Below are 13914 nucleotides of genomic sequence, written 5' to 3' on the forward strand. Positions count from 1 at the left end.
ACGCCATGCGACGGTGTTTGATGTTGGCATCCTGCTCAAACTGCCGGACCTCGATGATCGGGCCGGTCGCGATGCCACCGGCACTGAGCCGTTCGACGCAATCTTCGACGCTCATGGTGCTTGTCCAAGCGTTGACGGCAGTGTCGACTGCATCCACTCGAGCGAGGCGGTCAACCAGCTTGACCAAGTCCCCTTCGCTTGCCAGTTCCGGCGTGCCCATCGTCTCGCAGAGCTGCACCCAATGCTCGTCCTTGGCGGAACATATGAGCACCCAGCCGTCGCTGGCGCGAAATGCATTCCAGGGCGCCGCCATCGGATGGCGATTGCCGTCCCTGTGGGCCGGGCGACCACCATAGTGGAGAGGGAGAAAGGTGGCGAGCGAGTTGACTGCGCATTGATAAATACTGATATCGACGCGCTGGGCGATCCCGTCCCGATCACGAACCGAAAGCGCAGCCACCACCCCTGCGGCGGCGTAGATCGCAGCATGGAATTCGAGCACCGCCACATTGCCGATTGTCGGCGGCCCGTCCGCCGGTCCGGTAATGTCGGCCACGCCGGCGTACGCCTGGATGAGCTTTTCGGGCCATCCCCGCTTCTCTGGAGGAGCATCCGGTCCGAAGGCCGTGACGTCGCAGACGATGCCGCGGCCCTCTACCCGTCGCGCCGCTTCAGCAGCGAAAGGCCCGTCAACGTCGGACGACAAGAGAAGAACATCGGCGGCCTGGAGAGCCTGCTCGACAAGCTCTCGATCCTGCTTGTCATGACGCCGGACGATGCTGCGCTTGCCAGCCAGAAGCGTTGCCCGGCTTTTCCATTTGTCCCGGTCAGGCGAGATTTCCGGCTCCACGACGATCACCGTGGCACCGGCCTGCGCCAGAAGCAGTCCGCAGGCGGAGGCGGAACGCCGCTCGCCTATTTCCACCACGACGACGCCAGACAGCGCTAGGTTGCTCATAAATCTTTCCTTCGAGTCATAAGAGATCCATTTAATGAAACTAGGTTCACATTTAGATGCGACATTTCAGTGTGTGAGTCCATAGGCGAGGCCTTCAGGATTGAGAATCCAAACAACTTCAGGAAGTCCCGCTCTGTCGCCGCTTGTATCGGCCTGACACTAATCGGGCGCCTCGATTATGACGCCAATGAACTCATGCGCGCTGCAGCAGAATGGACTGTCGAAGCAACGTGGAAAGCCGCAGGAAGGCTCCTCTGACGCTTCCCGCCAGACGAATGTCGAAACTACCTTATCAACGCAGGATACGCTTCAACATGAATTCATCAGACTCAAATAGCTACTGCCTCATGTTGAACTCGGGCGCAAATTCTCGTCTCGTCTTCGTCAACAAAAACACCTTCCTCGTTCTATCGAACGTAGCAGACGTGTCCACCAATCGAGGGGATCAGGCCGGGATTGTCGCCATGGACCGCGCCGAGTCCGCGAGCCTGAAGAGATGCCGTCCAAGAGCATTTTCCAGCAGCTCGAACACGGCCTCAACGAGCCGACCGACTAAAACCATTTCGGTATCTTTGCCGTCCAACTCCACCACGTTGGAAAACAAGCGCGGACCTTCGTCGAGTTGCACCACGACGACGCTTTAGGGCACATTACCCGCCCATGGCAGTCCCGCATCAATCTCCTATCGAATGCACGGCAGAGCCTACCTGAACCTTTTGCTATCTTCACGAACCCCGGAGCCGTTCAGATGATCCAGAGCGAAGACCAGATGCTGCCCATCGCTGGCGGGCGCATCTTTGTGCGAGTTTGGACGCCTGAATGCGCCGCAAGTAGCGCGCCGATCATCCTCTTTCACGATTCGCTCGGCTGCGTGGACCTCTGGCGCCGGTTTCCCGAGAAGCTCGCGGAAGCCACGGCTCGGCGCGTCATTGCCTTTGACAGGCTTGGCTTCGGCCGCTCGGATACTTTTCCCGGCCAAGTCCTGGACGATTTTATGGCGCGCGAAGCCTCCGAGACACTCCCCGTTCTCCAGCGGGAGGTCGCCTTCACGCATTTCATCGCCTGCGGTCATAGCGTTGGTGGGGGTATGGGCGTGGAAGCGGCCGCGCAGCATCCGAGCGAGGCGCTCGCAGTAGTTACCATGGGCGCCCAGGCCTTCGTGGAAGAGCAGACGCTCAAGGGTATCCGCGAAGCCAGAGCCCGTTTTGCATCGCCGGACGGCCTCTCTCGTCTAGCCCGCTACCATGGTGACAAGGCGCGTTGGGTCGTCGATGCCTGGACGGAGACTTGGCTCGACCCCGCTCGCCGTAGCTGGACGCTCGACCACGCCCTCGCGAGGCTCCGCTGCCCGGTGCTGGCTATTCACGGTGAGGTGGATGAGTATGGTTCGGCTGAGCAGCCGCGCCGCATCGCCTCTGTCACGGGCGGGCGGCTCGAATTGCAGTCCGGAATCGGCCATGTGCCCCATCGTGACGCGGAAGGGGATGTTATAAGCTTGATCGCCGGCTTCCTGGTCGGCCTGACAGACTAGATGCCGTAATGAGCCGGCATCTAAAAACCAGAAAATGCCGAGAACCTGACCTACAACACCGTCCTGGTCATGGCCAATCGCATCCATATCAGCCGGACGAAAGATGTGGCTCAGCAGCAGATAGCCGCTGACCACTATCAGGCCAGCTTCCACACACTGGGAGTAGATTTATCGAGGATCGCCCTGTCGGATGCAGGCTTTATCGACCGGACGGGCCAAAGCCTCCGCTAAATCAGGCCGCTATTTGCCTCAAAAACTCTGACAACAGACGGCTCTGAGCACCGACGCGTTCTCAGGACCGGTAGGCATCGACAACAGCTATATGATCCCGAGCGTCTCAGCATCCATACTATGATACGTGTTTAATGCCCGCGTGTCCTGATAGAAGCGCGGATCGGTGGGAAGCGTCATGTCATATTATCCAAGCTCAAGTCCGCGTTCGCTTCGCTAAGTACACAATGGACCGATGATCCTGCTGCTCGTGGTGCCGCAAAATAACGATGGGCGCCGCATTGATTGTCGAAGGTGTTTTCGGTTTTGTGCGTGGCTCGCGCAGTGCCAGAAGTCTTGTTAACAGTGCCGTTCTGGGAGTCGGCGCTGTGATCTTCATTGTCGTCGGGAATTTCATGGCGCCTGACCCCTATGCAGAGGGGGAGTACGCCACCGGGTACATAAGTGACATCAAAGAAGGTCGAGCCAGACGGCGGCCACTCTTATCGCGCCGTTTTTGAATTCGAAGTTCAGGAGCCTACAGTTTCAACTCGTCGCTTTCCGGTAGCAAAAGACCGACATTGGGCAGCCCGGCCGAGAATGTTTATTCGGCATAACAACCGCGTAACGCCTATCTCAAAGACGGATAGATGGCTGGTTTTTCCTAGATTTTTATTGGCAGCGGAGCATTCTTAGGGCTATGGGCCGTGATAGCACTTGCCATCAGCATCAGCGTCATCTTCATCGTGATTGGTGTCCTATTGATCAGCAGCGGCCGCAAAGATCGCGCTGACGGCGGGCGCCAAACAGGCCTTCTTCAAGACCTTTCCTTCTTCAAGTCTGCAGGGCAAGACCATTCTTGCTCCCCCGCCAGCAGGAATTGTGGTGGCTACGGGCTCAACCTGCGGCGGTTCTGCCTGATGCTGCACGCGCAGGGCCAGGTAACGACCGAGCGGCTGACGACGCTTCTGAACGATGTCGGTGTTGAGATCTCCAAGCGTCAGGTGGTGCGTGTGCTGACCAGCCGCCTGGACGGCTTTGTCGAAGAAGATGCCGCCGTCCTGCACGCAGGTCTTGTGTCAGCGCCCTGGCTCACCGTCGACGACACCGGCGCACGGCATGCCCGTGGCAATGGCTATGCTCCTCGTTGAACCCGAGCGTGCAGGTCCTCGATCTGTCGATCAAGATCTGCCTCGTAGGTTCTCCACGTTTGTCCATCGACACCGGGGGCTGCGTTACGCCTGAGGGCGTAGAATGCTGTCCTCAGCATCTCCGGATTTATGTGGTGGAAGAGCGCGGTGAACTTCTCCTTCTTTCTTTGCCCTGCGGCTTGCCGTATGCGGTCCAGCGCATGGGACACACTTTCCCGGTCCTGTGCCCGGCGCGTGCTGTGCTGATCCGCATTCCTCTCGGTTCCCGCCCTTCGCTCCACCTGCTCCGCCCCCGGCAGACCGGCTTTGTTCGCAGGCTTCATCGCTACTATGACGGAATCAGACTCCTCATGATCGTGCATCATCGGCTACGGTTCCTCACCTTCCCGATGCGGACCAGCATGGCAAACCATGCTGGCCAATCACGAGGCCTCCCGGTTCCCGTGCAAGAAGCGTCTATGCATGCCAGGGTCTGCGACCGCGCCAGGTCAAACGGACACTTGCGATAACGCATCCGTCCATATTGCCTTCCACATAGTAGGAGTGCGTCGGCACCCGGAATGTCCAAGATTTCGCGGCTCAATGGCTGGCCTGCATACTCCTCTGTCAACACTTCACGTGCAGCCTCACGACTGCCCGCGCATGACTCGGGGTCGATGTGGATCGCTACTCCTTCATCGTAACGGACTTTCACCATCTACTCCTTGCCGGTCTGTACCGGCGTTCCCCACAAATGTCGGTTTCAGTTAGCAATTACAAACCTCAGAATGTCATGCGGCGGTTATATTCCGAGAGCATTTTAGGCTTGGATTTCAGCTAAGGTTTTCACTGGCAGTTTAATATTGCACAAGCGATCAAACGGCATGAATTCTGACCCGTCTGAGCAGATTGCTGAGGAGCAATGGCTAATTGCACGCCGCATAGCACGGGAACTGGATCGCATTCTGGATGGAACAGGCACGCGTGGCGCCGCAGTGGACCGAGCCGCTGCCGAGCTGCGTCTTGGGCGACGTCAGGTCTACAATTTGCTGGCTCGTTATCGCCCGACGCGCCGCATCACCTCGTTGCTACCGGGCCGGCCAAGGACGCGAAAAAAGCGCCTCGCTTCCGAAATCGAACAGGTAATTGCACAGACGCTGCTAGAGCAATGGCTTGTATTGGAAGCTCCTCCCCTTGCGCCAATTGTTGCTGAGATCCGCGCCCGCTGCGAGGAAGCTGGCTTACACCCTCCCTCTTATGGCACGGTCTCGAGCCGCATTCCCATTCTCTTCACAGCAGAGAAAATCGCAAGGCGGCGGTCTGCAAATCCTCACCATGTGCAACGCCTGCAACCACGTCCAGGCTATATCCACGCAGACCAACCGCTGGACGTTTGCCAGATTGATCACACACCGACGGACATAAATTTCGTGGAAGTGGTCGAAGGTGAAGGGACCTTTGTGGGCCGCGCTTATCTGACCATCGTAACGGATGTATGCACACGTTGCATTCTTGGCTTTTGCCTGACACTGGAGCGTCCGTCCGTTCTTTCTGTGGGGCTTTGCCTGGCGCAGGTGATGTGTCCGAAAGACGCTTGGATGGCAGCGCGCAATCTTGATCATAACTGGCTAATGTTCGGACGGCCACGGTTGCTTGTCACCGATTCCGCCAAAGAGTTCAAAGGACATGCATTCCAGCGCGGGTGTGAAGAATACGGCATCCGCATTCGTTATCGAGATCGAAGCCGGGTCCACGAAGGTGGTGTTGTGGAGCGGTTACTCGGCAAGCTGAATTCGGTACTAGGGTCAGGACCTATTGATTTGAAGTGAGGGATATGATTCAGGCAGGCTTGAAGGAGCCTGACTGATGAGTAATCTGTTTTGGCTGACGGACGAGCAAATGGCGCGTCTTCGGCCCTATTTTCCCAAGAGCCATGGGCGTCAGCGCGTTGATGATCGACGCGTTCTGAGCGGCATCATCTTCGTGAACCGCAACGGGCTCAGGTGGTGCGATGCGCCGAAGGAATACGGCCCCTCCAAGACGCTTTATAACCGTTGGAAACGCTGGGGTGACAAGGGCATCTTTATCCAGATGATGGAAGGCATGGCCGTCCCTGAGGCTCCAGAGTTGAAGACGATCATGATCGATGCGACCTATCTCAAGGCGCACCGCACGGCTTCCAGCCTGCGGGTAAAAAAGGGGGTGCAGGCCGCCTGATTGGGCGCACGAAAGGCGGCATGAACACCAAGCTCCATGCCGTAACCGATGCGAATGGTCGCCCGATCAGTTTCTTCATAACGGCAGGTCAGGTCAGCGATTACACCGGCGCAGCCGCCTTGCTTGAAGAATTGCCCAAGGCCAAATGGCTGCTGGCCGATCGTGGCTACGATGCCGACTGGTTTCGTGACGCTTTACAGGCGAAAGGGATCACTCCCTGCATCCCCGGTCGAAAATCCCGGAACAAGGCCGTCAAATATGACAAACGCCGCTACAAACGGCGCAACCGGATCGAGATCATGTTCGGTCGTCTCAAGGACTGGAGGCGTGTCGCTACACGCTATGACAGGTGTCCAATGGCCTTCCTCTCAGCCATCGCTCTCGCCGCAACCGTCATCTTCTGGCTATGAGCAATGAGTCCTGAACCTAAGGCTTGTGTAGATTCAAGATTAGAGTCTGGGTTTGAATTCTGTATGTGGCGCTCAGTTTGAGACTCATTGGCGTTCAGATTCTGTGAATTCGCAAAGGATTCCAATGCCTCGCGGATCTCGCTGTGCAGTTCGGCAAGCTCCGCGCAGATGTCCTCTACGACCTGCCTTGGCGCCGTGCGTGGGAGCTTTGCAATCACCGCCTGGTAGGTCATCAGCACCCTGCCCCAATGTCCAGGAACATTCTCATCGATGGCTGTATCGATCATCTTGACGATGTCCCGGCGCAGTAGCGTCAGACGCTCGCGCGCAACACGATAGGCTCGCTTCTCATTCTGAACCGCTTCGGCGAGTTCCTTTAGTTCTGTAGCGCGCGCTACGATTGGTGACAGATCAAAGCCATAGGCCTGCTCAATCTCCCCTGCCCGGCTCTTACGTGCAAAGCGCTTGCCGTTCGGACTATCCCGGCGCAAGATCAGGCCGCATTCAACCAGCACTGCCACATGGCGGCGCAAAGTTGCCGGCGAGATGCCATTGGCGCGCGCCATCAGCTGCTCGTTTGATGGCCAGACGATCAGGCCTGAATCAGCAGTGAGCGCCGTTTCCGGGTGAAACGACAAAAGTGCGTTCAGGATCGCTAATGAACGATCGGTCGCGCCGAGCAATTCGCGGGCTTCACGGATATGCCGGAATACTTCCCACTTGTGCGCGGAAGCATTCTTAGGCATTGCTCTGGTTGTGGCCTGGCGTGCAATTTGGCCAAGCGTCATCGCTCGCCGCCCAAAGGGCGTCGTTGCAACATGCGGCTGCATTTTTCTCTACCTATTTTCAGGCAAAAGATCTCAGCCCGCAGCGCTGCCAAGTTTCATAGGACTTGACGAGGATTCCGGAAAATGCGATTCTCTAGCTACCACACTATTTGAGAAGGCTTCCGGGGTTCGCTTTGGGGGCCTTTTCTTTTGCGATTGAACCCAGCTGTATATCCCTAAGTTTTTGGTTGATCAGACTCCTTCGTCGTTGTGAACTCTTCATACAAGCCATCCAAGCGCTCCGCGATGAATGTTGCGAATTCTGGAGCGTGCCGTTCGTCGAACGTGATCGACGTCTTGTTTCCCTGCCGCAAAAGCCTAGCGCCCTCCTTACCATTGGGCGTGTTCCAGGCGTGAACCTTAGCCTGGCGTTTGGTGGGTGGAAGCAAGCTTTTCAAGACGAGTGCAAAGCGGGCGTCCGAATCGGCGCGCGCAAATTCATCGGTTTGAACGATGCGATCCACCCGCTCCTCGAACTTCGTCTTTGCTAGTGCATCAACAAGTTGAACCCAACGCGCGCGACCGACTTTCGGCGCGGGGCCAATTTGCCGCGCCAGCACCTCGGGGACTCTCCTCGCTATCGAGATGTAGCGGCTCAGATCCGACTTATCGACAGATAACGCCGCGATTAAGACACTCCGCTCATAACCAGCATCCTCCAGGTGCTTCGCAAACAGGGCCCGTTCTATGAATGACAGATCTGATCGGTCTAGATTCTCGCGCCCTTGCGCGACAACCAACTCCGCATCGGTCAGTGCCTGAATGATCGCCCTTACTTCGCGACCAAGTTCCGCCGCAACGCGCAGGCGCCTGCGACCGTAAGCGACCTGGTAACGCCCCTCTGCGGTCGGACTGGGTCGCACAAGGATCGGGATTTGCTGCCCATTCGCTTCAATGCTGTCACGCAAAGCCTGATAGCTAGGGTCATTGTCCGCCGGGAGGCGGTCCGCGATCGGTGAGGAATCGATCTGGTCCGGCGAGAGCAAAACAACATGTTCACCAGAATTGAGTTGCTCCTGCAACTTCGCTGCTTCGCGAGCGCCCTGCGTGAGCTCCTTCAGAGAGACTCCCATCGCCCCGATAGCGCCGGAGCGGACCCTTTCAGGATCACGAGCCGGAGACGCCTTGCCACTGCTTGCAGCTCCTGTTTTCCCTAAGAAAAGTGAGTTTATGGCGTCCTTGCGGCTCATCCTACACCTCTCGGCCATTCTGAAAGTTGGGAGCTCCCAACTGATTTGAATTCCTACCGATATGAAAGAGTGGAGATATCCCGCTTCTAGACGAGTGAACACGGCCCCATCGCATTGAAGACTGGACACCTGCGGGAACATGGCAGGTCGGTCGACTCGCGCGTACAGGGGAGGGGGCAGCCCAGAGCGGCTTGCCCTGAGAACCTCGAACAAATTGCGCGCCAGCATTTGCATCCCTGGAACCAGCAAGAGTTGGGAGCTCCCAACTTCCTGTACCAGCGCCGCCATCTCGGCCGCCGCTCTGCGCCCGTGAACTCCAGACTTCCCTTGGCTGACGTTCTGCACTTTTCATCGGCGAACGCGACGTCTGTGCCGCTTCCTGTGTAGTAACCTGCACTTGTAAGTCCGAGATTCTATGCCACAGAGGCAAGGACGCACCGAAAGCGACCGACAGACGAAGACGAGTTGGGAGCTCCCAACTTTTCAGCTGAGGTGGTCTTGGATAGCGGTGGGAGCACCCAGCGTTCTGACTGGCTTCGCGTTTCATCCACGCCCCCATGCCGCGCGTATAAGCTGCTCGATCTCGCCGTTTACAGCGTCAAGCGCCTCCATTGCTCGGTCATACGTTGAGCGAGTCAGATTTTCTCGGCCAATCTCATAGAGCGTCTGCTTGGTCAGCCCAGCGTCCGAGACTGCTGCAGACTTGACCATGGGATTCGTGAGAACATGATCATCGAACAGGTTACGAAGCAGTGCGGACACCTTTGTTTGCGGCGCATCCTGTGGCTCATAGCGTGTCAGCAGGTATCGGATGAAGTCATACTCTAACCGTCCGCCGCTTTCTCGCACCACGCTCAGAAGGTCTCGAGTCATGAGCAGAAACTGGCTCATCGATGAAACATCCAGCATTTGTGGATGAACCGTCACAATCATCGAGGTTGCGGCGCACAGCCCAGACAGAGTGAGAAAGCCAAGCTGTGGCGGACAGTCTATAACAACCACATCATAGGCATCAGCGACGTCGTCGATGGCTGCAGCAACACGTGTAAAGAAAATGCCCTCGTTTTTTCGTTTGGCATCGGTGAGGGCCTTAGGTGTCGTATGCTCGAACTCCATGAGTTCCAAGTTGCCCGGCACCAGGTGCAAACCATCGAAGTAAGTCGGCCGTACCACATCGGCTAGAGGCTGGCGCAATTCGTCATATCGAATAGCCGCATAGAGGGTCTCGTTACTGCCGACATCGGTCTCAGGCAGTACGCCGAATAGTGCGGACAAGCTCGCTTGCGGATCGAGATCGATCGCAAGGACACGATAGCCTTGCAGTGCCAGATACTGAGCGAGATGCGCTGCAGTCGTGGTTTTACCGCTGCCGCCCTTGAAATTCGTAACGGCGATTACCTGCAGATGTTCGCCCTCGCGGCGGTGAGGTATAAAATCGCTCGCATCACGCCCTCGCGTGCCACTTGCAAGCAGCTGTCGGATCTCATTGATTTGGCCCAAGGTGTAAAGGCGTCGACCGTGCCCTGTCGTCTTGGGCTGCGGACCTTCACCCGCCAACGTCATCTTGCGCAGGGTTGAATCCGAAACACCGATGAGCTTTGCCGCTTCGCCGGACGTGAAGAGGCGAAGTGATTTCTGCGCTACAGGCGGGAAGAAGTTCTCGCTCATTGCGTGAAGCTGTGAGCTCAGCAGCTCCGCGTGCGCGCCAATGGTCTCGTCCGCCGCCATATTGGTGCTCGAAGAGGAGGCCAGATTTTCAATCACGGGCGTATACTTTCATCACGGTATGGTGGCCGATCACATGGGATTACCGTGACGATAGCGATCTAACGTGCGCATGCAAGGAATTATTGGTTAGCGAAGGGTTAACCTATAAGCTGACAAAACGCATCCCTGGGTGGTAGAAAGCACGTTTTGCCTTTTAATCGCAATAACTTGACGGATTTATCATGCTAAAACTCGCCTCCGCATTTATGCCGGGTACAAGTTGCTCCGCAGCCGTGGGGGGGCTTGGGTCGGCGACTGTTGCAGCCAATCCTTGCGCGACTCAACGGCCCCGATTCTCCTGCACACCTGGCCTGATGGGAAGGTAATGCTGTGAAACCAGTGCTCCCCGCACCCTTAGTGATGCGGATTGTACAACGAGTGCCCGGCACTTCGGCCGGACTGATCTTGGGTCGCTGTCGTGGTCATATGGCTCCAGTAATTTTGGAGCCAAGACATCCATGTGCGCTACCCAACTAAATTGCAGTCTCCGTTGTGACCAGCCTTGTTTTAGCGCTGCTGAGGCTTGATGAACGTGTCTGCATGCTCTTCTGATCGTCTCGTCCGCCGATTGCAAAATGCACTTGGTCCAAGTGTGTGCGCTGCCCTCAGTGATACGTCCGTGGTGGAGATAATGCTGAACCCCGACGGACGCTTGTTCATAGAACGCTTGGGGCAGGAGATCGAGAACGCTGGATATCTCCACCCGGAGGCTGCCGAAACCATCATCGGCTGTGTAGCACACGCGTTGCGAACTGAAGTCGACAGCAGCCGACCGATCCTTTCGGGGGAACTTCCGATGCGCGGGCACAGGTTTGAGGGCTTGCTGCAGCCGGTGGTGAGCAATCCGTGCTTCACGATCCGTAAACATGCGTCGCGCCTCATCCGGCTTGATGATTACGTTAGCCGATCGATGATGAGTGGGGACCAACGTACATCTATCCGAGAAGCGATCGCAGAACGGCTTAATATTGTTGTGTCCGGAGGAACTGGGTCGGGCAAGTGCACAGCGACAATCTAGGGTCAGGACCCATTGATTTGAAGTGAGGGATATGATTCAGGCAGGCTTGAAGGAGCCTGACTGATGAGTAATCTGTTTTGGCTGACGGACGAGCAAATGGCGCGTCTTCGGCCCTATTTTCCCAAGAGCCATGGGCGTCAGCGCGTTGATGATCGACGCGTTCTGAGCGGCATCATCTTCGTGAACCGCAACGGGCTCAGGTGGTGCGATGCGCCGAAGGAATACGGCCCCTCCAAGACGCTTTATAACCGTTGGAAACGCTGGGGTGACAAGGGCATCTTTATCCAGATGATGGAAGGCATGGCCGTCCCTGAGGCTCCAGAGTTGAAGACGATCATGATCGATGCGACCTATCTCAAGGCGCACCGCACGGCTTCCAGCCTGCGGGTAAAAAAGGGGGTGCAGGCCGCCTGATTGGGCGCACGAAAGGCGGCATGAACACCAAGCTCCATGCCGTAACCGATGCGAATGGTCGCCCGATCAGTTTCTTCATAACGGCAGGTCAGGTCAGCGATTACACCGGCGCAGCCGCCTTGCTTGAAGAATTGCCCAAGGCCAAATGGCTGCTGGCCGATCGTGGCTACGATGCCGACTGGTTTCGTGACGCTTTACAGGCGAAAGGGATCACTCCCTGCATCCCCGGTCGAAAATCCCGGAACAAGGCCGTCAAATATGACAAACGCCGCTACAAACGGCGCAACCGGATCGAGATCATGTTCGGTCGTCTCAAGGACTGGAGGCGTGTCGCTACACGCTATGACAGGTGTCCAATGGCCTTCCTCTCAGCCATCGCTCTCGCCGCAACCGTCATCTTCTGGCTATGAGCAATGAGTCCTGAACCTAGCTCCGGCAGCCGAGACGTTCAAACGCGGGCGGGATTTTGCCGCGTGGCTCGGGCTCACACCGCTGCAACATTCCACGGGCGGGAAGCAGCGGCTCGGCAAGACTTCGAAGATGGGGGAGCGAACGTTGCGCCGATTGCTTATTATCGGGGCGAGTGCGGTTGTACGGTGGGCGGCCCGAAAGGGAGCCACTACAGGATCGTGGCTGGCGAGTATGCTCAAACGTAAACCACCCATGCTGGTCAGATTTGCTCTTGCCAACAAGATGGCTCGTATCGTTTGGGCACTTATGGCCAAGGGCGGAACCTATCAGGCTCAGAGCGCGGCAGGGTAACCTGCAGCGGTCAGGAGGCTGTCGGAGGTGTAGGAAGGTCAGACGGAGGATATGGCGTAACGGTCGATGAGACGAGATCGGGAAAACCAGATTGCAACAAAGTGCCCAGAGCACGCGGTTGTGAATTGGACTTGATCTGCGAACTCCCATACAGGCCCGCGGCATGTAGAACGCTGCATCAGAGGCCGGATACATGTCAGCACCCGACTACACGCAACATCCCTTCTAAAAGATTCTTCTTGCACCCTTTGGGGCGTCCATACATGTTGCAACGTTTTGAATACCGTTTTTGTGGCAAGGAGAGCTTCTGATCTTTCGGAGGATTGAATGTTCAAGGGCCGCCAGTTTGACCAGTCAGTCATCCTGCTTTGCGTGCGCTGGTACCTGGCCTACAGTCTGAGCCTGCGGGACCTGGAAGAAATGATGGCCGAGCGAGGCATTGCCGTTGACCACACGACCATTCACCGCTGGACCGTCCGCTACGCACCGCTATTGCTGGAGCGTTTCAACCGACGGAAGCGGAACGTGACCGGCAGATGGCATATCGACGAGACTTACATCAAGGTCCGCGGCCAGTGGATGTACCTATACCGCGCCATCGACAGTGTCGGCGACACGGTCGAATTCTGGTTCAGCGAGCAGCGTGACCTGCCGTCGGCCAAACGGTTCTTCACAAAGGCGCTGAATCGGCATGGCCGGCCAGGCTGCGTCGTTATTGATGGTAGCCAGACCAACCACGAGGCTATCGTTTCCTGTGACACCACAAATCGCTTGCAGGATCGTTCTCGGCGCCGGCTGAAGCCGATCGAAATCCGCAAGAGTAAGTATCTGAATAATCGGATTGAACAGGATCATCGGCGCATCAAGCGCCGCGTCCGGCCAATGCTTGGCTTCAAATCACAGGCATCAGCCGCGATCATCCTGTCCGGCATCGAGATGGTTCACATGATGCGCAAGCGACAGGCGAGATACGCCTTCAATCCGAATCCGTCCCTAGCCGAACAGTTCGCAATTCTTGCCGCATAATTGGCCTCGGACCGGCCCCCTTTGCGCTTCAAATCAGCCGTTGCAACAAAACCGCCGGCTTCAAGCACATTGGTGCCGGGGCCGAACACCGCGGCCACCCCCTGATCGAGCAGGAACTCATAATCCTGGCGCGGCACGCCGCCGCAGACGACGATGATGTCGTGCCCGCCCTGCACCTTCAGTTCCTCGATCAGTTGCGGCAAAAGGGTCTTGTGGCCGGCAGCCAGCGAAGAAACCCCAAGCACACGAACCGCGCGTTTCCATCGCATCGGCTTCACGAGGGAAGAATGTCGTCTGTCCCACTATCTACAGCGCCTTTTCGAGTTCCGGCAGAATGACAAAGAGATCGCCGACGAGGCCGTAATCGGCAACCTGGAAGATCGGCGCTTCCTCGTCCTTATTGATGGCGACGATGACCTTGCTATCCTTCATGCCAGCGAGGTGCTGGATGGCG

The 13914-nt window shown here is 57.1% G+C and carries 13 protein-coding genes and 3 pseudogenes; 9 read left to right on the forward strand and 7 right to left on the reverse strand.

What is annotated here, in order from left to right:
* Together ACK8OU_RS19050 and ACK8OU_RS19055 are read right to left on the reverse strand one after the other, a co-directional pair.
* A partial coding sequence (locus ACK8OU_RS19050) for a CoA transferase (RefSeq protein ID WP_410304927.1) occupies positions 1-958 on the reverse strand: 958 nt, incomplete at its 3' end.
* Between the two features lie 445 nt (positions 959-1403).
* Positions 1404-1589 carry a PhlB family protein gene (locus ACK8OU_RS19055; protein ID WP_410304928.1) on the reverse strand — a complete coding sequence of 62 codons (186 nt, stop codon included), beginning with the start codon at positions 1587-1589 and terminating at the stop codon, positions 1404-1406.
* A 117-nt stretch (positions 1590-1706) separates the two neighbouring features.
* Here ACK8OU_RS19055 and ACK8OU_RS19060 point away from each other — a divergent pair, with 117 nt between their 5' ends.
* From ACK8OU_RS19060 to ACK8OU_RS19080, 5 genes are all read left to right on the forward strand, one after another.
* Positions 1707-2489: an alpha/beta fold hydrolase gene (locus tag ACK8OU_RS19060; RefSeq protein ID WP_410304929.1), complete on the forward strand. Its 783-nt coding sequence runs from the start codon at positions 1707-1709 to the stop codon at positions 2487-2489.
* A gap of 69 nt (positions 2490-2558) precedes the next feature.
* The gene (locus ACK8OU_RS19065) at positions 2559-2720 is read left to right on the forward strand and encodes a hypothetical protein (protein ID WP_410304930.1); all 162 of its coding nucleotides are present in this window, start codon (positions 2559-2561) and stop codon (positions 2718-2720) included.
* Positions 2721-3406: 686 nt separating this feature from the next.
* Positions 3407-3850, forward strand: coding sequence for a hypothetical protein (locus tag ACK8OU_RS19070; protein ID WP_410304931.1), 444 nt, complete (start codon positions 3407-3409; stop codon positions 3848-3850).
* 863 nt (positions 3851-4713) lie between these two features.
* On the forward strand, positions 4714-5658 hold the full coding sequence (locus tag ACK8OU_RS19075) for a hypothetical protein (protein WP_410304932.1): 945 nt from the start codon (positions 4714-4716) through the stop codon (positions 5656-5658).
* Positions 5659-5695: 37 nt separating this feature from the next.
* Positions 5696-6456, forward strand: a protein-coding gene (locus tag ACK8OU_RS19080) for an IS5 family transposase (protein WP_410304933.1) whose coding sequence is annotated in 2 segments (ribosomal slippage) — positions 5696-6020 and positions 6020-6456 — 762 coding nt in all. Because the reading frame shifts where the segments join, the coding sequence is not laid out codon by codon here.
* Here the strand turns inward: ACK8OU_RS19080 and repC are convergent.
* The 3 genes from repC to repA form a co-directional block, all read right to left on the reverse strand.
* The gene (gene repC, locus ACK8OU_RS19085) at positions 6387-7286 is read right to left on the reverse strand and encodes a plasmid replication protein RepC (RefSeq protein ID WP_410304934.1); all 900 of its coding nucleotides are present in this window, start codon (positions 7284-7286) and stop codon (positions 6387-6389) included. The genes ACK8OU_RS19080 and repC overlap by 70 nt on opposite strands.
* A 173-nt stretch (positions 7287-7459) precedes the next feature.
* A complete protein-coding gene (repB, locus tag ACK8OU_RS19090) occupies positions 7460-8473 on the reverse strand; it encodes a plasmid partitioning protein RepB (RefSeq protein WP_410304935.1) in 1014 nt (337 codons plus the stop codon).
* A gap of 543 nt (positions 8474-9016) precedes the next feature.
* Positions 9017-10201 carry a plasmid partitioning protein RepA gene (repA, locus tag ACK8OU_RS19095; protein ID WP_410304937.1) on the reverse strand — a complete coding sequence of 395 codons (1185 nt, stop codon included), beginning with the start codon at positions 10199-10201 and terminating at the stop codon, positions 9017-9019.
* Positions 10202-10766: 565 nt separating this feature from the next.
* Between repA and ACK8OU_RS19100 the strand changes: the two genes are divergently transcribed.
* The 4 genes and pseudogenes from ACK8OU_RS19100 to ACK8OU_RS19115 all read left to right on the forward strand — a co-directional run bounded on the left by ACK8OU_RS19100 (position 10767) and on the right by ACK8OU_RS19115 (position 13460).
* Positions 10767-11258 (forward strand): ATPase, T2SS/T4P/T4SS family, encoded by a 492-nt coding sequence (locus tag ACK8OU_RS19100; RefSeq protein WP_410304936.1) that lies wholly within the window; start codon positions 10767-10769, stop codon positions 11256-11258.
* 63 nt (positions 11259-11321) lie between these two features.
* Positions 11322-12082, forward strand: a protein-coding gene (locus ACK8OU_RS19105) for an IS5 family transposase (protein ID WP_410304933.1) whose coding sequence is annotated in 2 segments (ribosomal slippage) — positions 11322-11646 and positions 11646-12082 — 762 coding nt in all. Because the reading frame shifts where the segments join, the coding sequence is not laid out codon by codon here.
* Between the two features lie 19 nt (positions 12083-12101).
* A pseudogene (locus ACK8OU_RS19110) lies at positions 12102-12434 on the forward strand (transposase); the annotation flags it as partial.
* A 327-nt stretch (positions 12435-12761) separates the two neighbouring features.
* Positions 12762-13460, forward strand: coding sequence for an IS6 family transposase (locus ACK8OU_RS19115; RefSeq protein WP_009453084.1), 699 nt, complete (start codon positions 12762-12764; stop codon positions 13458-13460).
* A gap of 2 nt (positions 13461-13462) precedes the next feature.
* Here ACK8OU_RS19115 and ACK8OU_RS19120 read toward each other — a convergent pair.
* Positions 13463-13711, reverse strand: a pseudogene (locus ACK8OU_RS19120) (hypothetical protein); the annotation flags it as partial.
* 55 nt (positions 13712-13766) lie between these two features.
* Positions 13767-13914 (reverse strand): annotated as a pseudogene (locus ACK8OU_RS19125) (electron transfer flavoprotein subunit alpha/FixB family protein); the annotation flags it as partial.

This window comes from Pontitalea aquivivens (genome assembly GCF_046507575.1).
GTDB classification, from domain to species: Bacteria; Pseudomonadota; Alphaproteobacteria; order Rhodobacterales; family Rhodobacteraceae; genus Pontitalea; species Pontitalea aquivivens.

Excerpts from the sequence above, each read along its gene's own strand:
- ACK8OU_RS19115 (WP_009453084.1), top strand. The coding sequence starts at position 12,762 with ATGTTCAAGGGCCGCCAGTTTGACCAGTCAGTCATCCTGCTTTGCGTG.
- ACK8OU_RS19075 (WP_410304932.1), top strand. The coding sequence starts at position 4,714 with ATGAATTCTGACCCGTCTGAGCAGATTGCTGAGGAGCAATGGCTAATT.
- repA (WP_410304937.1), bottom strand. The coding sequence starts at position 10,201 with ATGGCGGCGGACGAGACCATTGGCGCGCACGCGGAGCTGCTGAGCTCA.
- ACK8OU_RS19065 (WP_410304930.1), top strand. The coding sequence starts at position 2,559 with ATGGCCAATCGCATCCATATCAGCCGGACGAAAGATGTGGCTCAGCAG.
- repB (WP_410304935.1), bottom strand. The coding sequence starts at position 8,473 with ATGAGCCGCAAGGACGCCATAAACTCACTTTTCTTAGGGAAAACAGGA.
- ACK8OU_RS19100 (WP_410304936.1), top strand. The coding sequence starts at position 10,767 with ATGAACGTGTCTGCATGCTCTTCTGATCGTCTCGTCCGCCGATTGCAA.
- ACK8OU_RS19060 (WP_410304929.1), top strand. The coding sequence starts at position 1,707 with ATGATCCAGAGCGAAGACCAGATGCTGCCCATCGCTGGCGGGCGCATC.
- repC (WP_410304934.1), bottom strand. The coding sequence starts at position 7,286 with ATGCAGCCGCATGTTGCAACGACGCCCTTTGGGCGGCGAGCGATGACG.